This window comes from Aeromonas sp. FDAARGOS 1408 (assembly GCF_019048665.1).
Lineage (GTDB): Bacteria > Pseudomonadota > Gammaproteobacteria > Enterobacterales > Aeromonadaceae > Aeromonas > Aeromonas dhakensis.
The window spans coordinates 1515936-1534096 of record NZ_CP077394.1; the positions used below are offsets into that span (position 1 = coordinate 1515936).

General features: G+C 63.0%; 17 protein-coding genes and 1 pseudogene. 8 read left to right on the forward strand and 10 right to left on the reverse strand.

The genetic code is table 11. From position 1 onward, the window contains the following. Positions 1-40 precede the first annotated feature (40 nt). From I6L38_RS07080 to I6L38_RS07095, 4 genes are all read left to right on the forward strand, one after another. Complete coding sequence (locus tag I6L38_RS07080; protein ID WP_214453836.1) at positions 41-2842, forward strand: response regulator; 2802 nt, start codon at positions 41-43, stop codon at positions 2840-2842. 139 nt (positions 2843-2981) lie between these two features. Next, complete coding sequence (locus I6L38_RS07085) at positions 2982-4718, forward strand: ABC transporter transmembrane domain-containing protein (protein ID WP_216989323.1); 1737 nt, start codon at positions 2982-2984, stop codon at positions 4716-4718. After that, complete coding sequence (locus I6L38_RS07090) at positions 4715-6466, forward strand: ABC transporter transmembrane domain-containing protein (protein WP_216989324.1); 1752 nt, start codon at positions 4715-4717, stop codon at positions 6464-6466. Before I6L38_RS07085 ends, I6L38_RS07090 begins: the two co-directional genes overlap by 4 nt. A gap of 145 nt (positions 6467-6611) precedes the next feature. Continuing rightward, positions 6612-7085 (forward strand): DUF4442 domain-containing protein, encoded by a 474-nt coding sequence (locus tag I6L38_RS07095; protein WP_005300417.1) that lies wholly within the window; start codon positions 6612-6614, stop codon positions 7083-7085. A 45-nt stretch (positions 7086-7130) separates the two neighbouring features. Here the strand turns inward: I6L38_RS07095 and ybcJ are convergent, their stop codons facing one another. The 4 genes from ybcJ to I6L38_RS07115 all read right to left on the reverse strand — a co-directional run bounded on the left by ybcJ (position 7131) and on the right by I6L38_RS07115 (position 10182). Then, positions 7131-7364 carry a ribosome-associated protein YbcJ gene (ybcJ, locus tag I6L38_RS07100; RefSeq protein ID WP_005300419.1) on the reverse strand — a complete coding sequence of 78 codons (234 nt, stop codon included), beginning with the start codon at positions 7362-7364 and terminating at the stop codon, positions 7131-7133. Between the two features lie 188 nt (positions 7365-7552). Continuing rightward, positions 7553-7957 carry a MaoC family dehydratase gene (locus tag I6L38_RS07105; protein WP_216989325.1) on the reverse strand — a complete coding sequence of 135 codons (405 nt, stop codon included), beginning with the start codon at positions 7955-7957 and terminating at the stop codon, positions 7553-7555. Beyond that, on the reverse strand, positions 7954-9738 hold the full coding sequence (locus tag I6L38_RS07110; RefSeq protein ID WP_216989326.1) for a class I poly(R)-hydroxyalkanoic acid synthase: 1785 nt from the start codon (positions 9736-9738) through the stop codon (positions 7954-7956). Before I6L38_RS07110 ends, I6L38_RS07105 begins: the two co-directional genes overlap by 4 nt. A 93-nt stretch (positions 9739-9831) precedes the next feature. Next, positions 9832-10182 (reverse strand): phasin family protein, encoded by a 351-nt coding sequence (locus I6L38_RS07115; protein ID WP_024942620.1) that lies wholly within the window; start codon positions 10180-10182, stop codon positions 9832-9834. 315 nt (positions 10183-10497) lie between these two features. Between I6L38_RS07115 and I6L38_RS07120 the strand changes: the two genes are divergently transcribed. Continuing rightward, the gene (locus tag I6L38_RS07120) at positions 10498-11061 is read left to right on the forward strand and encodes a hypothetical protein (RefSeq protein WP_017765419.1); all 564 of its coding nucleotides are present in this window, start codon (positions 10498-10500) and stop codon (positions 11059-11061) included. Between the two features lie 78 nt (positions 11062-11139). Beyond that, positions 11140-11895 carry a DUF429 domain-containing protein gene (locus I6L38_RS07125; RefSeq protein ID WP_216989327.1) on the forward strand — a complete coding sequence of 252 codons (756 nt, stop codon included), beginning with the start codon at positions 11140-11142 and terminating at the stop codon, positions 11893-11895. 54 nt (positions 11896-11949) lie between these two features. On the opposite strand, the gene I6L38_RS07130 is transcribed toward I6L38_RS07125, so the two are convergent. After that, positions 11950-12222, reverse strand: a complete 273-nt coding sequence (locus I6L38_RS07130) for a hypothetical protein (RefSeq protein ID WP_216989328.1) — start codon at positions 12220-12222, stop codon at positions 11950-11952. A 176-nt stretch (positions 12223-12398) separates the two neighbouring features. Between I6L38_RS07130 and pdxY the strand changes: the two genes are divergently transcribed. Then, the gene (pdxY, locus tag I6L38_RS07135; RefSeq protein ID WP_024943367.1) at positions 12399-13262 is read left to right on the forward strand and encodes a pyridoxal kinase PdxY; all 864 of its coding nucleotides are present in this window, start codon (positions 12399-12401) and stop codon (positions 13260-13262) included. A gap of 181 nt (positions 13263-13443) precedes the next feature. Here the strand turns inward: pdxY and I6L38_RS07140 are convergent, their stop codons facing one another. From I6L38_RS07140 to I6L38_RS07160, 5 genes and pseudogenes are all read right to left on the reverse strand, one after another. Continuing rightward, positions 13444-13776, reverse strand: a complete 333-nt coding sequence (locus I6L38_RS07140; RefSeq protein ID WP_024943368.1) for an antibiotic biosynthesis monooxygenase — start codon at positions 13774-13776, stop codon at positions 13444-13446. Between the two features lie 116 nt (positions 13777-13892). Next, positions 13893-15011 (reverse strand): glycerol dehydrogenase, encoded by a 1119-nt coding sequence (locus I6L38_RS07145; RefSeq protein WP_024943369.1) that lies wholly within the window; start codon positions 15009-15011, stop codon positions 13893-13895. 238 nt (positions 15012-15249) lie between these two features. Continuing rightward, entirely contained in the window at positions 15250-15756 is a 507-nt protein-coding gene (locus I6L38_RS07150; protein ID WP_005300445.1) for a GNAT family N-acetyltransferase, read from the reverse strand. 168 nt (positions 15757-15924) lie between these two features. Next, positions 15925-16317, reverse strand: coding sequence for an NUDIX domain-containing protein (locus tag I6L38_RS07155; RefSeq protein ID WP_024943370.1), 393 nt, complete (start codon positions 16315-16317; stop codon positions 15925-15927). An 18-nt stretch (positions 16318-16335) separates the two neighbouring features. Next, a pseudogene (locus I6L38_RS07160) lies at positions 16336-16893 on the reverse strand (class IV adenylate cyclase); the annotation flags it as partial. Between the two features lie 358 nt (positions 16894-17251). On the opposite strand from I6L38_RS07160, the gene I6L38_RS07165 reads away from it, so the two are divergent. Next, the gene (locus tag I6L38_RS07165) at positions 17252-18097 is read left to right on the forward strand and encodes a DUF5718 family protein (RefSeq protein ID WP_019838804.1); all 846 of its coding nucleotides are present in this window, start codon (positions 17252-17254) and stop codon (positions 18095-18097) included. The last annotated feature ends 64 nt before the right edge of the window (positions 18098-18161 follow it).

Consider the following 18161-nt stretch of genomic DNA (forward strand, 5'->3'; position numbering starts at 1 on the left):
GTCGGTGGATGCATGGCCATGACATGAGAATCGAGACGGGATGAATAATGTGACACGGGTCAATCGTGTTGTACTTAGCCTGATCATCGTATCGCTGCTGGCGTTTTCCGGCTATTGCTGGCAACTGCTCAGCCAGCAGCAGAAAGCCTCGGAGCTCAGCGTGGCGGCGGAGTTGATCCTCAACCGGGTCAATACCGATACCGTCTATCTGCTGGGGCGCGAGAAGGCCAACGACGGCAATGTACAGCAGCGTCTCAATCAGCTGTCGAGCAACCTCGACAGTTTCGTGCGCCAGGTGCGCAACGACCCCGACTCGGCCGACAATCCTCACTCTCAATCGCTGTTGCACGATATCGACAGCTATCTGCTTGATCTCGCCAAGCTCTACTCCATGGAGATGGCGATCGAGTACATAGAGCAGCCCTTTCAAAAGCAGCTGAACGGCTTGCTGGCAACCCTGCCGGCGGACGCTCCGCTGGCCATCGATCTGACCGAGCTGGCCCAGCTCAGCAATTACCTCAAACGCAGCTGGGACAAGGGCGAGCAACAGCAGTTGCAGGCCCTGCAGCGCCGTCTCAAGACAGCCTATCCCGCTTATCCCGAGGTAGTCGGGTTGGCCCAGCTGAGCGAGGATGTCAGTCATCAGGTCGTGGCGTATCACGTGCTGCGCAACCAGGTCATCGACATGCACGAGCTGGAGGGGCTGTCGCGCTGGAAACAGAGCAAGATGGAGCAGGCCTCCTCCCTCAAGAGCCGCTTCTACCTGATGGTGCTGGGGGGCGCCATGCTCTGCTTCGGTCTGGTGGCGGTGACCCTGTGGCGGCGCAACCAGAAGTTGAGCGAGCTGTCGCGTCAGACTGGTTTGCTGGCCCAGGCCAAGAGCGACTTTCTGGCCAACATGAGCCACGAGATCCGCACCCCCATGAACGCCATCATCGGCTTCAGCTCGCTGGCGCTGCAGACCGAGCTGGATCAACAGCAGCGCGATTATCTCAGCAAGATCAAATCCTCATCGGATACCTTGCTGCTGCTCATCAACGACATCCTGGACCTGACCAAGGTGGAGTCCGGCAAGCTGACGCTGGAGGAGATCGACTTCGATCTCAGCGAGCAGATCGACTCGCTGGCGGGCATGTTCGCCGATCTGGCCGAGCGCAAGCACGTCGAGGTGATCATCAACAAGTCGCCGGCGGTGCCCGACTTTCTGCGTGGCGACCCGCTGCGCCTCGGTCAGGTGCTGGTCAATCTGGTCAACAACGCCATCAAGTTCACCGAGCGGGGCGAGGTGGAGGTGTCCATCACCCTGGTCAACCCCCATCCCATGCAGGTGCGTTTTAGCGTGCGTGACACCGGCATCGGCATTGCCGAGGAGAAACAGGCCCAGCTGTTCCAGCCCTTCACCCAGCTGGAGGCGGGCAACACTCGCAAATATGGCGGCTCCGGGCTTGGCCTCAACATCTCTCAGCGGCTGGTGGAGCTGATGGGAGGACGGATCACGGTGCAGAGCAAACCGGGTGCGGGCTCGGTGTTCCAGTTCGAGATCCCCATGACCAAGGCGGTGTACGGCGTTTCCGGGCGGCGGGTCTTCTTTGAGAATCAGCCGCTGGTGCTGGTGATGGATGACAACGAGCTGGTGCTTGACCTGGCCAAGGATATCCTGGGCCGGGCCGGGGCCAGGGTGATGGCGGTCAACAGCCTCTCGCGGGCGCGTCAGGTGCTGCGGGAAGAGGGGCAGAACGTCCGGCTGGCCATTCTGGACTGGCGCATGGGGCAAGAGGATGGACTGGATCTGGCGCTCGAGATGTATCAGCACAGCCAGTGGCGCCGGCTGCCCATCCTGATGACCAGTGCCTGGGCCAAGGAGGGGTTGCACGGGCGGATGGAGAGCATGGGGCTGACCCATTTTCTGCCCAAGCCGATGACCGAAAATGCCCTGCTGGCCAAGGTGGACGAGCTGCTCAACGGCAGTTCACACGATCAGCAGTTCCGCCAGGCCGAGGTGCAGGGCGATCAGCAGCATTTTCGCGAGCTGCTGCAAGGCATCCGGGTGCTGCTGGCGGAGGACAACCGGGTCAACCAGCAGCTCATCATCGAATATCTGCGCCGGGTCGATGCCCTGGTGACCGTGGTGGGCAACGGCCGGGAGGCGGTCGAGCGGGTGGCCGAGCAGCCGTTTGACGTGATCCTGATGGACTTGCAGATGCCGGTGCTGGACGGGCTGGATGCCACTCGTCAAATCCGCAAGATGGTGGACAAGCACGATGTGCCCATCATCGCCCTGACGGCCAGCGCCATGCCGGGAGACAGGGAACGCTGTCTCGGCGTGGGGATGAACGGCTACGTCACCAAGCCGGTCAGCAAGCTCGATCTCTACAACAACCTGTTGCAGTGGGTGAAGAGCGCCAACGGCGAGCGGCTGGTGCCGCTGGAGGTGAAGCCGCCCGACCTGATGGGGGTGCTGGATCTGGAGGATGCCCTCAGACGGCTGGAGCAGGACAAGGAGGCGCTGCAGATCCTGTTCAAGCTGTTCATGTCGGAGCACAAGGATGACCTGTGGGAGATCCGCTCCGCCCTGCGTCGCCAGCAGCCCGACATCGCCTGCCGGTTGCTGCATACCCTCAAGGGGGTTTCCGCCAACATCTCCGCCTCCCGCCTGCAGATCCTCGCCGGCGAGCTGGAGTGGCGACTGCGCCAGCAGGAAGAGCTCACCGAGCAGGATCTGGAGCAGTTGCAGCAGGTCTTCAGTCTGACCCGGGAGGAGGTGTCTCACTTCCTGCTGACCGGAGAGCAGCATGAAGCATCATATGGCGCCTTTGGACAGCGCGATGATCGTTTGTTGTAACAAGTGAAATAGCAATAATTCTCAAGCCTTCTGCTTCAGGCTATCATGACCTCCTCGTATCGCCCCCAGCCGGGGGCGATTGCATTGGGCTTTCCATGACGGGCGGCAGCCTCGGCCTGCCGCGACAAAGGATATCTACGTGAGCGTATTTGCAAGGCTGGGCTGGTTCTTCAAGGAGCAGTGGCAGCGTTACCTGGTCGCCATCTCGCTGTTGATGATGGTGGCCCTGTTGACCGTGATCCCGCCCAAGGTGGTGGGCTGGGTGGTGGATGGCATCGCCAAAGGGTCGCTGGACAGCGCCACCCTGACCGGTTATCTGGCCGGCTTGTTTGGGCTGGGTCTGCTTATCTATCTGCTGCGCTACGTGTGGCGGGTCATGCTGTTTGGTGCCTCCTACCGGCTGGCCTATGTGCTGCGCAACCGGCTCTTTGGCCACTTTACCCGCATGAGCCCGGATTTTTACCAGCGACACCGCACCGGCGATCTGATGGCCCACGCCACCAACGACATCCAGGCGGTGGAGATGACCGCCGGGGAAGGGGTGCTGACCCTGGTGGACTCCATGATCGTCGGCATTCTGGTGCTCTCCATCATGTGCAGCCAGTACTCCTGGCAGCTGACCTTGCTCTCCCTGTTGCCGCTGCCGGTGATGGCGTTCTTCATGAACCGCTTCGGCACCCAGATCTACAAGGAGTTCAAGGCGGCGCAGGGGGCCTTTTCCCGGCTCAACAACAAGACCCAGGAGGCGCTCTCCGGCGTGCGGGTGCTCAAGTCCTACGCGGTGGAGTCGCTTGAAGATCGCGGTTTTGCCGAACTGACCCGGGAGGCGGGCGCCTGCAACATGGCGGTGGCCCGTATCGATGCCAAGTTCGACCCCGTGATTTACCTGTGCATCGGCTGCTCCTACTTCCTCGCAGTGGCCGGCGGCAGCGCCCTGGTGCTGCGTGACGAGCTGACCCTGGGGGAGCTCACCAGCTTCACCATGTACCTCGGTCAGCTGATCTGGCCCATGTTTGCCATCGCCTGGCTGTTCAACATCATCGAGCGCGGCAGCGCCGCCTATTCGCGGATCGAGAGCCTGCTGGCCGAGCGCAGCGACATCGAAGAGCCGGTTCACCCGGTGGCGCTGGCCTCGGCCTTTCCGCTGCGCGCCGTGACGCTCAGCTACCAGCTCGAGCAACGCACCCTGCTGCGCAATGTGGAGTTCACCCTGCAAGCCGGCGGCATGCTGGGGATCGTCGGGCGCACCGGGGCGGGCAAGAGTTCCCTGCTCAAGCTGTTGATGCGGCTGGCCAACCCCACCGCGGGGGAGATCCGCATGGGGGAGACACCCATTTCGCAACTGGCGCTGGGTGAGCTGCGCAGCCAGTTTGCCTATGTGCCGCAGGAGCCGTTTCTCTTCTCCACCACCATCGCCGCCAACATCGCCCTCGGCCGCCCCGATGCCAGCCGGGAGGAGATTGAGCGGGTGGCGCGCATCGCCTGCGTGCACGATGACATCAGCCGCTTTCCCAAGGGTTATGAGACCGAAGTGGGGGAGAAGGGGGTGACCCTCTCCGGCGGCCAGAAACAGCGGCTCGCCATCGCCCGCGCCCTGCTGCTGGAGGCTCCCATCCTGGTGCTGGACGATGCCCTCTCGGCGGTGGATGCCCACACCGAGCAGCAGATCCTGCACGCCCTCAAGGCCCACAAACGGACCCTGATCCTGGTCAGCCACCGGATGACGGCGGTGGAGCAGGCCGACGAGATCCTGGTGCTGGAGCAGGGCCATGTCAGTGAGCGGGGTCGCCACGGCGCCCTGATGGCCCACAACGGCTGGTATGCGGACATGGTCCGTTATCAGCGTCTCGAGCAAGACGTGGAGGAGCGCCTGTGAACCCGACCATCAAACGACTGCTCGGGTACTGTGCCCGTTACCCGCGCTGGCTCATTCAGGCGGGGATCTGCCTGCTGCTGGCCACCGGCGCCGAAGTGGCCGGCCCCCTGCTCATCAAACTATTCATCGACGACTATCTGGCGCCGCGCCAGTTGGTGTGGCCCGCCATCGCGGCCATTGCCGCCGGTTATCTCGGCCTGCAGGTACTGTCTGCGGCCGGTTTCTACCTGCAGTCCCTGCGCTTCAACCGCATCGCCCAGGCGGTGGTGCAGCGCCTGCGCGAGCAGGTATTTGCCACAGCCATCCGGTTGCCGGCCCGCTACTTTGACCAGCATCGCTCCGGCTCGCTCATCTCCCGCATCACCAACGACACCGAGGCGATCATGAACCTCTATGTGCAGGTGATAGGGCTCTTGGTGCAGAAGGTGGTGCTGCTGTGCGGCATCCTCATCTCCATGGCGCTGCTGGATCTGCGGCTGATGCTGGTGTGTGCCTGTCTGTTGCCGGCGGTGGGCGGGGTGATGTGGCTCTATCAACGCTTGAGCGTGCCCGTGGTGCGAGCGACCCGCAGCCTGCTCTCCGACATCAACAGCCGCCTCAACGAGTCGCTGCAGGGGATGCCGGTCATTCAGGCCATGGTGCAGGAGCGCCATTTTGCCAACGCCTTTGCCGAGGTGAATCAGCAGCACTGGGCGGCGCGCCTCAAGAGCCTCAAGATCAACGGTATTTTGCTGCGCCCGCTCATCGATCTCTTCTACATGATGGTGCTGATCGGCCTGTTGGCGCTGTTTGCCCGCGAGGGACTGAGTGCGGAGGGTGCCATCCAGGTGGGGGTGCTCTACGCCTTCATCAGCTATCTGGGGCGGATGATCGAGCCGCTCATCGAGATGACCAACCAGCTCAACCAGTTGCAGCAAGCCATGGTGGCGGGGGAGCGGGTCTTTGCCCTGCTTGATGAAGCGCGCGAGAGCACCGCGGGCGAGATGCGCCCGCTCAAGGGGCAGGTGAGCTTCGAGCGGGTGAGCTTCTCCTACGATGGCGAGCAGCTGGTGCTGCGGGATGTGAGCTTTGCTGCCCGTCCTGGCCAGATGCTGGCACTGGTGGGCCACACCGGGAGCGGCAAGTCCACCATCATCAGCCTGTTGATGGGCTTCTACCCGCTGGATCAGGGCACCATCCGTTTCGATGATCACCCGATGGCGAGTCTGTCGCTCTCGGCGGTGCGCCGCAGCATCGGCTTGGTACAGCAGGATCCCTTCATCTTCGTCGGCACCTTGGCCGAAAACCTGCGCCTCGGCCGTGACGGGATCGACGAGGCGCGCCTGTGGCAGGCGCTGACCGAGGTGCAGCTGGCCGAGTTCGTGCTGAGCCTGCCGGAGGGCTTGAACACCCTGATGGAGGAGGGGGGCAAGAACCTCTCCGCCGGTCAGCGTCAGCTGCTCTCCTTTGCCCGCGCCCTGGTGGGAGATCCGCGCATCCTCATTCTGGACGAGGCGACCGCCAGCGTGGACTCCCAGACCGAGCTGGCCCTCTCTTCGGCGCTGGCGGCGGCGCGCCGTGGCCGCACTACCATCGCCATCGCCCACCGCCTCTCGACCATCGTCGACGCAGACGAGATCCTGCTGCTCTCCCGCGGTCAGGTGAACGAGCGGGGTACCCATGGCGAGCTGATGGCGCTGGGCGGCCACTATGCCCAGCTGTTCGAGATGCAGAGCCAGGGAGCCTGGCTCGAGGAGAAGCGGGCCTGACAGCCACAGAAACGAGCAGAGGGAACCATTGCGGTTCCCTCTTTTTTAGGCTGGAGAAATGGCGGCAGCGTGATCCGCGTCCTTGTCGAACGCCAGCCATGCTGGCAACATGTTGTTTACATTAACTCATCGGATCAGTTCGCATATGGATTTGCAACGTTTGAAGGCCAACCTGGCGCTGCGGCTCTTTGCCTGGCGCTACATTCCCGTCATCGGTTTTTGTGCCCCCGTCATCGAAGAGATGAGTGCCAAGGCGCTGCGCATCCGCATTCCGCTCGGCTGGCGCACCCGCAACCACCTAGGCAGCATGTATTTCGGTGCGCTGGCCACCGGCGCCGATCTGGTGGGCGGTTTGCTGGTGATGGAGAAGGGGCGGCAGCGGCGCAAGAAGGTGCACTTCGCCTTCAAGGATGTGCAGGGGGAGTTTCTGAAACGGCCCGAGGGGGATGTGCAGTTTGACTGCGCGGCCGGGGAGGAGATCGACGCCATGATCGACGAGTCGTTGGCGAGTGGTCAACGCATCAACCGCCCCATCCAGGTGGTGGCAACCTGTCCGTCACTGAACGGGGATGAGGCGATGGCGCGCTTTGTGCTGACCCTCTCCATCAAGGCCAGCTGAATGCCAAAGGGCGCGTCGGCGCCCTTATTCAAGATTCAAGCGAGGTCAGAGGATCTCGGGGCTGACGCCCTCTTTCACTACCACCTTCATGCCGTTGAAGTTGACTACCTGGCCGGCCACTATCTTGCAGCGCTTGCGGGTCTCCACCTGACCGTTTACCTCGACCAGACCGTCGGCGATCAGCGCCTTGGCTGCGCCGCCACAATCAGCCCACCCCTGATGTTTGATAAGGTCACACAGGGCAATAAAGGGGTGCCCTTCGAGCAGAAACGTCTCCATGGAAAATCCTCTCGTAGATAAATGGCTGAAACAGCAGGGCGATTATTCTAGGCAGTTCGGGCCGTCAAGGAAAGGGCAAGGGCGCTGTCTGCGGGCAATAGTGGCTTACAAGAGCATTTTGGGGGAACGCGCCATAGCAGTCAGCCCGGCAGTGGCCGGGCTGACTGAGATCATGGAGCAAACCGCGTTCAGCCAAACTTCACCACGGCTTCCCCGCTGACGGCGATGGCGCCGGTTGCCGTCAGAATGCGGGTGGCCAGGGTGATGATGGGCTTGTCGCTGCGCAGGGCGATGATCTCCACCTCTGCCGTCACCTCATCTCCCACAAACACCGGCTGCTTGAAGGCGAGGTTTTGACCGAGATAGACGGTGCCCTTGCCCGGCAGTTGCTGACCCAGCAGCCCCGAGAAGAGGCTGGCCAGCAGCATGCCGTGCACGATGGGGCGCTCGAACGGCGTGGTGGCGGCGAAGGCGGGATCCAGGTGCAGCGGATTGAAATCCTCCGACAGCCCGGCAAAGGCCGCGACCTCTGCCGCCCCGAACCGCTTGGTCAGACTGGCCTGCTGGCCCACCTCGAAGGGAAGAATGCTCATGCGGGCTCCTCCTCGGGTGTCGGCACAAAGACCGGGTTGAGCCGTACCTTGACGTAGCCTCCGGGGGCCGCCTCCAGCCCTTCGCTCGGAATGCGGGCGGGGATGGGGGCGGGATCCTCTTCCCGGCTCTGGATGAAGGCTGCCATCTGCGGCCACCAGGAACCCGGGGTGTGGGTCGCGCCGGCGAGCCACGCCTCGGGGCTGGCGGCTTCGGCGTCGTTCTGCCAGAAGCCGTACTTGTTGGCATCCGGCGGATTGATGATGCCGGCGATGTGACCCGATTCGGCCAGGATGAAGCGCTGCTCGCCACCGAACAGCTTCATGCCCTGCCAGGTGCCCTGCCAGAGGGCGATGTGATCGTCCATGGCAGAGACCAGCAGCACCGGGGTCTTCACCTTGGCGAGATCGATGCGGGTGTGGCGGATCTTGAGCTCCCCCTTCACCAGCTGGTTTTCCAGATAGAGCCGGCGCAGCAGGCTGTTGTGGGTCTTGCCCGCCACGTTGGTGCTGTCGCTGTTCCAGTGCAGCAGATCGAACGCCACCGGGCTCTGCCCCTTGAGGTAGCTGTCGATGTAGTAATTCCAGTAGAGGCTGTTCTCCCGTAGCAGGCTGAAGGAGACCGCCAGCTGGCGTCCATCCATGATGCCTTTGGCCTCGTTCTGGGCCTCCAGCGCCGCAATGATGGGCTCGTGGATGAAGATGCCAAGCTCTCCCGGCTGGGAGAAGTCGAGCAAAGTGGTGAACAGGGTGGCGGAGCGAACCCGCTGCTTCTGGCGCCGGGCGGCCAGCCAGCCCATGGCCAGGGAGAGGGCGGTACCGCCGATACAGTAACCGATGCCGTGCACTTCCCGCTCGCCGGTGGCCGCTTCCACGCCATCCAGCGCGGCGATGACGCCGTCTACCACGTAGTCGTCGAGATCGATGTGGGCCTGGGCCGGCCCCGGGTTGCGCCAGGAGATCATGAACACCGTCTGGCCCTGGGCGACCAGCCAGGCCACCAGGGAGTTCTGGGGCCGCATGTCCATGATGTAGTACTTGTTGATGAAGGGCGGCACGATCAGCACCGGCGTTCTGGCCACCGTCTCCGTGGTCGGGCTGTACTGGATGAGCTCATACAGCTCGGTGCGTTGCACCACCCGGCCCGGGGTCAGTGCGAGATCACGACCCAGCTCGAAGGCGGATTCGTCGGTCAGGCGGATGTTGAGGTGATCGGCGCTGCGCTCGAGATCTTCGGCCAGCAGGGTCAGCCCGCGCACCAGATTCTGGCCGTCTGACTCCAGGGTGAGCTTGAGCAGCTCCGGATTGGTAGCCAGAAAGTTGCTGGGTGCCATGGCGTTGATGTACTGGCGGGTAAAGAAACGCAGCCGCTCCCGGCTCTTCTGGGGCACCCCTTCGAGGGCATCCACCGAGTCCAGTAGGTGTCTGGCGGTCAGCAGATAGGATTGCTTGAGGTAGTCATAAATGGGCTGCTCGCTCCAGGCATCGGCCTTGAAGCGGCGATCGCTGCGCTCCGGGGCGATGACCGGCTCGCTCTGCTGGCCTGCGCTCTTGAGCAGGGTGTGTTGCATCAGCTTGAGCTGATCCTGCCACCAGTTCATCTGGGCATTGATCAGTTGCCAGGGCTGCTGGCTGCCCTGTTCCAGCACCTGGCCGAGATCGTCTAGATTGGTTTGCAGCAGGGCCTGGGCGGTACGCTCGGTCTGCGCCTTGGCCATGTCCAGCAGCTTGTCGTTGTAGTGGGCCAGGGCCTCGAACAGCGGGCCGTAAGATGATTGGCTCATGTTCTCTCCTTCACCCATCCCCGGCGCAGGGCGAGCCTGTCGTGACGGAGCATGGGGAGATGTGGCTGCCCGCAACGGGCAGCCAGGGGGATATCAGGCCTTGCCCGTGCTCTTTTTGATGCCGTCGGCAGTCAGGGCGTCCAGATCGTCCTTGAACTGCTGGCCGAGGGCGTTGAGCTTCTGGATGTCGTCCAGCATCTGGCGGGAGAGCTGGCTGGCGGTCTCCAGCTGGACGGTGCCGAGGGCTGCCAGGCTCTGGGCATCCTGCACCTTGCCGGCAGCCTGCAGCTGGTTCAGCCCCAGCTCGGCATAGGCGTTGGCGGAGGCCAGCTGCAGCCGGGTCAACTGTTCGATGTTGCTGGCCAGCAGCTGGTTGTAACGGGTGAGGGGGGCGGCAAAGCCTTGCACCTGCTCGGTAAAGGTCTTGATTACGTCCATATTCATCGCGCGTCTCCGTGGTTGGCAGAAGGTATTGCAAAAGGGCCTATGGCCCGGGTTGGGTTACAACTGTGCGACTACATCCTCAAGTCGTTGCGTATCGTTTGCTCTGTTCAAACGTACGTTTAAGCATTGTGTTATCAAATGAGGCTTGATGTAAATAATATAAATGTTAATTTTTGGCGAAATGTTGGCTCTGGTTTGTCCAGTCTGCTTGGCCGGATTCAGACGAGGGGTGACGCAGCCAGTTCGCTTCGACCTCGTTACCGGGCCACAGGGCTGGTAGGCTGATGGACTCCCTGAGCCTCGAGGAATGCACCGATGAAACCTGCCCGCCTGCTACTTGCCCTGGGGTCTGTTGCCCTTGGCGGCGTTGCCCACGCCAGTACCCCTGTCCAGCTTTCCCTGCCCGGCGTCAATCTGCCCGCGTCTCACCAGGTCGAGGGGGCCAGAGCCTCTGTTCTCTATGGTCGCACCGGTCAGGTGAAGGGGATCGATCTGCCCGTTTTCGCCCTCTCCGACGTGGATCAATTCACCGGTCTGCAGCTTGGCGTTTTTTTCGGTGCCGGCCGGGTACGCCACCAGTTTGGCGGGGTGGCGATCAACGCACTCAACTGGCACGAGGGTCAGGACAAGGGGGTCAACCTTGGCTTCGTCAACCTGACCAACAATGTACAGGGTCTCAACTGGGGGGCCGTCAACATCGCCAAGGGCAATGCCCTGGCCAACGTCGGCTTCGTCAACTATGCCGAGCGCACCACCTTCCAGCTGGGCTTCATCAACGCCACCAAACACCTGGACGGTCTGCAGATCGGTCTCGCCAACTACGCCGAGAACGGGGTTTTCCCCATCTTGCCGCTGATCAATTTCAAGAAATCCTTTTAAGCAGCGCCGCCAACCTTGCTTTAGGGGCGCCAGCCATTACCCTGTGCTGCATTGATAGCGTGCAGAGGTGACACTGGCATGACAATGGAACACATGGATGCCATCGGCATCGGCTGGGACGTAAGAGGCTGGCAGGGCAGTGCCCAGGCCGTGGCCGTGGTGGGGTGGCAGGCGCGTGAGCAGCGGCTGCACTGGTTTGGCGTATCGCCCCTGTTTCGGCTGAGCTCGAGGGTTGCGCCGGATCTGGATGCCTTGCTGCGCCCGGCGCTGCATGACGAGATCCACCTGCTGCAGGTGCTGGCCTGTCCGCAGCTGGCGCTGGGGATAGACGCGCCGCTGGCGTTTCCTCGCGCCTTTGGCGAGCTGCTGGCGGGGAGGGCGACCGAGTGCGCCGTGCCCCAGCGCGAAATAGACAACCCTTATGCCTACCGGGACTGCGAACGCTGGCTCCATGAGCAATACGGCAAGAAGCCGCTCTCGGCCACCTTCGACAGGCTCGGCAACAATGCAACCCTGGCGCTGGCCATGCTGCCGAGGTTGGCCGACTTGCGACTGGTGCCCAAGCAGCAGGCTGAGGCCGATCGCGCCGTGCTGGAGGTCTATCCCGCCCTTGCCAAGACGGGGGGCAAGGCATCGGCGGTGCGTGCCGAGTTGCTGCCGCATCTGCCGGCCGATGTGACGGCGGGGACCGATCGCTACGACGCCGCCATCTGCGCCTTGATGGCGCTGCAATATGCCGCCAAGGGGAGCGTCTCCCTGTTGCCGGCTCTGGTGGCGCCGCCTGCCGAGATGGCTTTGGACGAGGGTTGGGTCTACCACTTCGCTCGCCCCTGATAAACCGGATCGGGCCGACCAGCCCGATCCGGCCTTTGGTCGGCCGTGAGATCCTCACTTGCGCTGACGTAGTTTCTTCCTTTCACTACGCTGCCTTGCTGCCTTGCTGCCTTGCTGCCTTGCTGCCTTGCTGCCTTGCTGCCTTGCTGCCTTGCTGCCTTGCTGCCTTGCTGCCTTGCTGCCTTGCTGCCTTGCTGCCTTGCTGCCTTGTTGAGGCCAGGGCTGCACCCGGCCATCGCACGGTTCAACAAAAAGAGCGGATTTATTAAGCTCATATGCCATCAAGCAAGAATGTTTCATCACCATTTCAAACCACGCCGGTGTCATCCACTGTCTCGGACTCTGGCATGGCAGTAAAGAGGGAGAGGGATGTGGGTGACAACGCGTGTCTCCTCGAGGCTGGAGCAGATCAAATAAGGGTTTGTGCTGATCAAGGGTGGAAGTTCAATATCTTCATCCGATATATTGCGCCTTTCCCCTGACTCTTCTCTGCGGTGATGTCGATGAAACGCATTCTCTCTATCCAGTCCCACGTGGTGTTCGGCTGTGCCGGCAACAGCGCTGCCGTATTCCCCATGCGCCGTCTCGGCATGGAGGTATGGCCCATCAACACGGTGCAGTTCTCCAACCATACCCAATATGCGGCCGGTTGGCAGGGGATGGCCATGCCTGCAGGGCATATCAGCGCCCTGTGCATGGGGCTCTCGGACATCGGGGTGCTGGGACACTGCGATGCGGTGCTGAGCGGTTATCTCGGCTCGGCGGAGCAGGGGGACGAGATCCTGACGGTGGTGGCCGCGGTCAAGGCCGCCAATCCTGCCGCCATCTATTTTTGCGATCCCGTGATGGGCCACCCGGAGAAAGGGTGCATAGTCGCGCCTGGGGTGACCCGCTTTTTGACCGAGAAGGCGCTGCCGGTGGCCGATGTCATGGCCCCCAATCTGCTGGAGCTGGAGACCCTGTGCGACGTCCATCTGACGGATCTGGCGCAGACGCGGGCCGCGGCCCATCAGCTGCTGGCGCGCGGGGTGAAGATGGTGCTGGTCAAGCACCTTGGACGTGCCGCTCGCGAGCCGGGCCGCTTCGAGATGCTGCTGGCTACCCCCGAGGGGGATTATCTGATTGCTCGTCCGCTCTACGAGTTTGCTCGCCAGCCGGTGGGCGTGGGGGATCTCATCAGTGCGCTGATGCTGGCGAATCTGCAGGCGGGTTACGATGCGGTCAGCGCGTTCGAGCGCACCAACGCGGCGGTGGATGCGGTACTGCTGCACACCTGGCAGGCCGATGCCTACGAGTTGCAGCTGATCGCGGCCCAGGAGGCCTTTGCCGCCCCCGAGATCAGGGCGCGGGCCGAGCGGCTGGCCTGATCTTCCCACCATTGGCTAAGTCTGAGCGCGGATGATCCGCGCTCAGCACAGCCTCCTGATCACCCTCATCACTTCTCTCTCAGTTAACAGCTAATCCCCGGTACCGCTTAGGTGATGGCACGCCAAACGATGTCATGCCCCAAATCTGCCGCCACCTAGTCTCTGGCACTAGGTATTCGGCTTAGCGCTGGCTGTGTGCCTGTTCCCGCAACTCTTCTTCATCCAGCGTGACTTGCCGGTAGTGCTCGACCGTGGGAAAGGGATCGTAGAAGTGATGGAGCAGGGCCTTCCACTGCTGGTATTGGGGTGAGCCACGAAAGCCCTGGGTGTGATCTTCGAGGCGCTGCCAGTTGACCAGCAGCAGATAGCGGTGAGGATCGGTCAGCGAGCGCTGGAGCTGGTGTCCGCTGTAACCGGGCATGGTGCTGATGATCCGTTGGGCCTGGGAAAATGCCAGCTCGAAGGCGGCAGCCTGACCGGGGATGACCTGCAGATGGGCGACTTCCAATATCATGGTGACTCCTTGTCCCAAGGGGAAAAGGGCCATTGCAGCAGGTCGGACGGGGAATGACAAGGCCGGCCACAGGGGCCGACCTTGCCGGTTTGATCACGACGTTACTTGGGTGCTGATCAGGCGCGTGGGTGACGGGCCCTGTAGCGCTCGGCCATGGCATTGGCCGCGATCATGGCGTGGTAGACATCCTGTTCGTTGACGCTCATCGGCATGTTGCCCATGGTGTCGAGGGGATCGCAGGCAAGCTTGGCAACCTGGCGCCACTCGCTCTCCACAAACTGGCTCAGTCCCATCTCCTGCAGGGTCATGGGCAGGCCGGCCAGCTGGATGATGCGCATCACCTCGTCGAGCTCGGCCTGGGGCGCGCGCTCGAGCACCAGCTGGGTGAGCAGGCCGAACACCACTTTCTCACCATGCTGGGCCCGGTGCAGATCTGGCACCACCGACATGCCGTTGTTGACCGCATGGGCCGCCGCCAGGCCGCCCGCCTCGGCGCCTACGCCACTCAGATAGATGGTGGCCTCGATGGTCTGCTCCAGCGCCGGGGTGGTGACATGGTGGCGCACCGCGTCCATCGCCAGCTCGATGTTCTCCCCCAGCAGCTCGTAGCAGAGCCGGGCCAGCCCGAGGCCGGTGCGGGAGGGGCGCTTGCCCACCAGATTGATGCCGTCGGCCCGGTAACAGGCGCGGGCCTCGAAATAGGTGGCGAGTGCATCGCCCACGCCGGCGGCAAAGAAGCGGGCGGGGGCCGCCGCTATGATGGCGGTGTCGGCGATCACCACGTCCGGGTTTTGTGGCAGGAACAGATAGCGCTCGAACTCGCCCGCCGGGTTGTAGATCACCGCGAGGGCGGTGCAGGGGGCATCGGTGGAGGCGATGGTGGGAAACAGCACCACCGGGCGGCGCAGGTAGAAGGCCACCGCCTTGGCGACGTCCAGGGTCTTGCCGCCGCCGATGCCGACGATGATGTTGGCCCCCTGCTGTTCGGCCAGATCGCACAGGCGGCGGATCTCGATGTCGGTGCACTCGTAGTTGAACTTCTCGACCGCTCCTTTCAGGCCCGCCTGCAGCAGGCCGGCCAGCGCCTCTTCCCGCACCCGCTCCAGAATGAACTCGTCGCTGACAAGCAGGGCGTTGTCGCCGAAATCTTTCACGTGATCATGGAGTTGGGGCAGCAGATCGTGGCCGATGATGAACTTTTTGGGGGAGGTGACGGTACGAGGCAGGATAGACATGCAATATTCCTCAAGGCAGTAAGTGGCACCCGATTGGTATGCAAACGGGTCTTCCTGCCACACCATACGCCTCGCCTGGCGTGAGGTGAAGGAAAAATGGCGCTCAAATGGGGCTGAAGTTGGATCGGAATTAATCCATCTGACCGATTTGATTGTTTTGGAAGGGCAAAATGCAGGGAAAAACTGCACGCCCTCCATAGGGAGGGCGCGGCAGTTCAGTGGAGGTGTGGTGCGAGCCTCAGAGCTGCTTGTAGAAGAAGAGGGTGGCCGCCAGGGTGCCATCGGCACTGCGGGCAAAGGCGGGGATCTGGCCCGCCTCCTGATAGCCCAGCTGGCGATAGAGGCGGGAGGCGGCATCACCCACCCGGGTGTCGAGCACCAGCAGGCTACGGCCGGCCTCTCTGGCCCCTTGCTCCATGCTGGCCATCAGGGCACGGCCGACCCCCTTGCCACGGTGGAGACTGTGCACCATCAGTTTTTCCACCTCGGCGCGGTGACGGCCATTGGCCTTGGTGCACAGCGAGAGCTGGAGGGCACCGACCAGCTGGTGTTGCTCAAAAGCGACCCAGAGCCGGCGGCTGCCCGCGGCCAGCTCCGTCTCTATGCCCTGCCAATAGACGAGCCCCTGCTCTTCGGTCAGCGGCGGCAGGAAGCCCACCGAGGCCCCACTGGCCACGCTGTCTTGCAGCAAAGTGATGAGGGCAGGCTTGATGCCCTGGGTGGTATCAACCTCAACTATGTCCATCAGAAGTCCTTGTCAACGAAGTTCACGCCGCCGGCCCGGTCTGCCGCGGCGCCTGCCGCCAACGGGACCGGCGGCAGGATGACTGGCTAGACTCGCCGTTTCCGCCGCCACTTTCAAGTCGTTGCCATTCGTCGGGTGCGCCCGATCACGCCACCCGGGCAGTTTCCCCTAGCGCATAAGCTTCTGTTCGACCAGCCAGGCAAACAGCAGCCGGGAAACCGGGGAGATCTCGGCCAGATGGCGGCTGTCGAGCCAGCGCAGCTCGGCGATCTCCGCCGAGGCGACGGGCTTGCCGTCAGCCTCGCCGGTGTAGCAGCGCAGCCTGACGTTGACCCCCTCTGGCTTGCCGTCGGCCTGGGCGCTGAACTCGCAGGCAAACGCCAGGGTGTCGGGCTTGAGGGCCACGGCCAGCTCCTCCTCGATTTCGCGCATCAGCGCCGCCTCGTCGCTCTCTCCCGCTTCGCGCTTGCCGCCGGGAATGTAGTAGATGTGTTTGCCGTGGGAGCGGGCACAGAGCAGTTGCTGATCCTTGAAGGTCAGCCAGGCGAGTTTGTCGATCATGAACGTCTCTCTGGTGATTGGTGATGGGGTGGTGGCTTGTTCGCACAGGGTGCGGTAGGAGCGGGTTTCCAGCCGTTCTGGATCCAGCCCGAGCTGGGCGGCTAGGGCCAGCAGTTGCTGGCGATAGCCCGGCAGCAGGGCCTCGTCATCGGTCATGATGGCCAGCTCGGCAAAATCGCCGAGTTCTGCCAGGTGATCCAGGGTGACATGGAAGGGGCCGACGAAATAGATGCTGCGCACTTTGCGAAGGGTCAGTATCGGCTGGTAACCCAGGGTGTGCAGCATGCTGATGGCCTTGCCGGCGTCGGTGATGTTGACCGCCTCACAGCGATCGGGTTCGGGCCCCTTCACGATCCAGAGCCGGATGCCGGAGGGCTGCATGGCGCGGATCAGCAGGCTCTTGCCCGCCGCGCTCAGGCTGCGGTCCGGGGTGTCGAAGTAGGTGTCCTGCTCCTGGTTGCGCTCCAGCATCACCTCGGGATTGAGGGCGGCGAGGGCCGTGGTGAAGGCCGCGACATCGCTGAGCCTGTATTTGAACTCGACCTCGAAGCGGCCCTGAAAGTGCTGCGCTGACATCGACAGGCATCCTTGAGTGTTGCGGATTGGCATGGCGGGCAGCCTAGCAAAGTTGGTGGGCTGGCCCAAGGGGCAAGGCGGCAGGATGTGGAAACGATCTGTTTCCGGGGCGCAGGGTTGATCAATGCGCCGCATATTGCCGTGATCAAGGGTGGGCGCCGCACATGGTCGAGCCAGTTCGGGCATGGCGGTTGCTCACAAGCTCGCCGAGCGGCCGGCAAAAGTTCGCGCTGGCGCACAGGATGGGGCGTGCAGGCTGGGCGATGGCAGACCCTTGTGTTTTAATCCTCGCCACGTTTGCGGCAGCCGCCCCGTGCCGGGCCGCTGCCTTCGCTTTGGCAAGATGCAGGTGAGCAAGATGCAAGTGACAGCAGAGAGCAAGTTTATCGGACTCGGGGTGGCGGGCAATTTCGCCGGTCATCTGGAGCAGGCCGGCGAGGCCTCGGATTTCGTGGCGGTGGTGGTGCGCGACACCAGCGCTCCCAAGGCGCTGTTCCCCTTCTACGTGCCGGGCCACCCCGGCCAGCTCGGCGTCTTCCCCTTGAGCGGCGATGCCATCTTCTTGCCGGAAGCGGCGGTGAGCGGCGATGAGAAAGTGCAGATCGAGCCGGAAGTGGCGCTCTGGTGCGAGCTGGAGTACGCGGGGGAGCAGGTGGTGGCCATCCATCCGCGCGCCTTTGGCGCCTACAACGACTGCTCCATCCGCCGTCCCAACGCCAAAAAGATCAGCGAGAAGAAGAACTGGGGTGAAGAGAGCAAGGGGCTGGCCCCCGCGTTGCTGCCCCTGTCCCATTTCGCCGCCGGCTGCGAGCTCGATGACTACCGCATCGCCTGCTATCTGGAGCGGGACGGTGAGCTGCACCCCTACGGGGTCGACAGCGCGGCGGTGGATTACAGCTACTTCCACGGCCAGCTGCTGACGTGGGCCATCGACAAGTTCAACCATCAGCAGGACGAGGGGCCGGCAGAGCACATCCAGGGGCTGCTGGCTCAGGCCGGGCGCCCGGCCCATGCCCTCATCAGCATCGGGGCCACCCGCTATACCCCGTTTGGCGAAACCCACTTTCTCAAGCCCGGCGACACCGCTTGCGTGCTGCTCTATCCGGCCAGCCGTTATAGCGAAAGTGATATCCGTGAGGCCATTCGCACCCGTCAGTTTGGGCCGGATCTGTCGGTGCTGCTGCAAGCGGTCAAGACCCGCTGAGGCGCGTTTGCCGATTTGCAGGGATGGTGCCCCCGAGGTTTGCGACCCTCGTCCAGGGTGGCGG

Bases quoted from the DNA above. Each gene is read 5' to 3' on its own strand.
- I6L38_RS07080 (WP_214453836.1), top strand. From the start codon at position 41: ATGAATAATGTGACACGGGTCAATCGTGTTGTACTTAGCCTGATCATC.
- I6L38_RS07095 (WP_005300417.1), top strand. From the start codon at position 6,612: ATGGATTTGCAACGTTTGAAGGCCAACCTGGCGCTGCGGCTCTTTGCC.
- ybcJ (WP_005300419.1), bottom strand. From the start codon at position 7,364: ATGGAGACGTTTCTGCTCGAAGGGCACCCCTTTATTGCCCTGTGTGAC.
- I6L38_RS07105 (WP_216989325.1), bottom strand. From the start codon at position 7,957: ATGAGCATTCTTCCCTTCGAGGTGGGCCAGCAGGCCAGTCTGACCAAG.
- I6L38_RS07110 (WP_216989326.1), bottom strand. From the start codon at position 9,738: ATGAGCCAATCATCTTACGGCCCGCTGTTCGAGGCCCTGGCCCACTAC.
- I6L38_RS07115 (WP_024942620.1), bottom strand. From the start codon at position 10,182: ATGAATATGGACGTAATCAAGACCTTTACCGAGCAGGTGCAAGGCTTT.
- I6L38_RS07120 (WP_017765419.1), top strand. From the start codon at position 10,498: ATGAAACCTGCCCGCCTGCTACTTGCCCTGGGGTCTGTTGCCCTTGGC.
- I6L38_RS07125 (WP_216989327.1), top strand. From the start codon at position 11,140: ATGACAATGGAACACATGGATGCCATCGGCATCGGCTGGGACGTAAGA.
- I6L38_RS07130 (WP_216989328.1), bottom strand. From the start codon at position 12,222: ATGACACCGGCGTGGTTTGAAATGGTGATGAAACATTCTTGCTTGATG.
- pdxY (WP_024943367.1), top strand. From the start codon at position 12,399: ATGAAACGCATTCTCTCTATCCAGTCCCACGTGGTGTTCGGCTGTGCC.
- I6L38_RS07140 (WP_024943368.1), bottom strand. From the start codon at position 13,776: ATGATATTGGAAGTCGCCCATCTGCAGGTCATCCCCGGTCAGGCTGCC.
- I6L38_RS07145 (WP_024943369.1), bottom strand. From the start codon at position 15,011: ATGTCTATCCTGCCTCGTACCGTCACCTCCCCCAAAAAGTTCATCATC.
- I6L38_RS07150 (WP_005300445.1), bottom strand. From the start codon at position 15,756: ATGGACATAGTTGAGGTTGATACCACCCAGGGCATCAAGCCTGCCCTC.
- I6L38_RS07155 (WP_024943370.1), bottom strand. From the start codon at position 16,317: ATGATCGACAAACTCGCCTGGCTGACCTTCAAGGATCAGCAACTGCTC.
- I6L38_RS07165 (WP_019838804.1), top strand. From the start codon at position 17,252: ATGCAAGTGACAGCAGAGAGCAAGTTTATCGGACTCGGGGTGGCGGGC.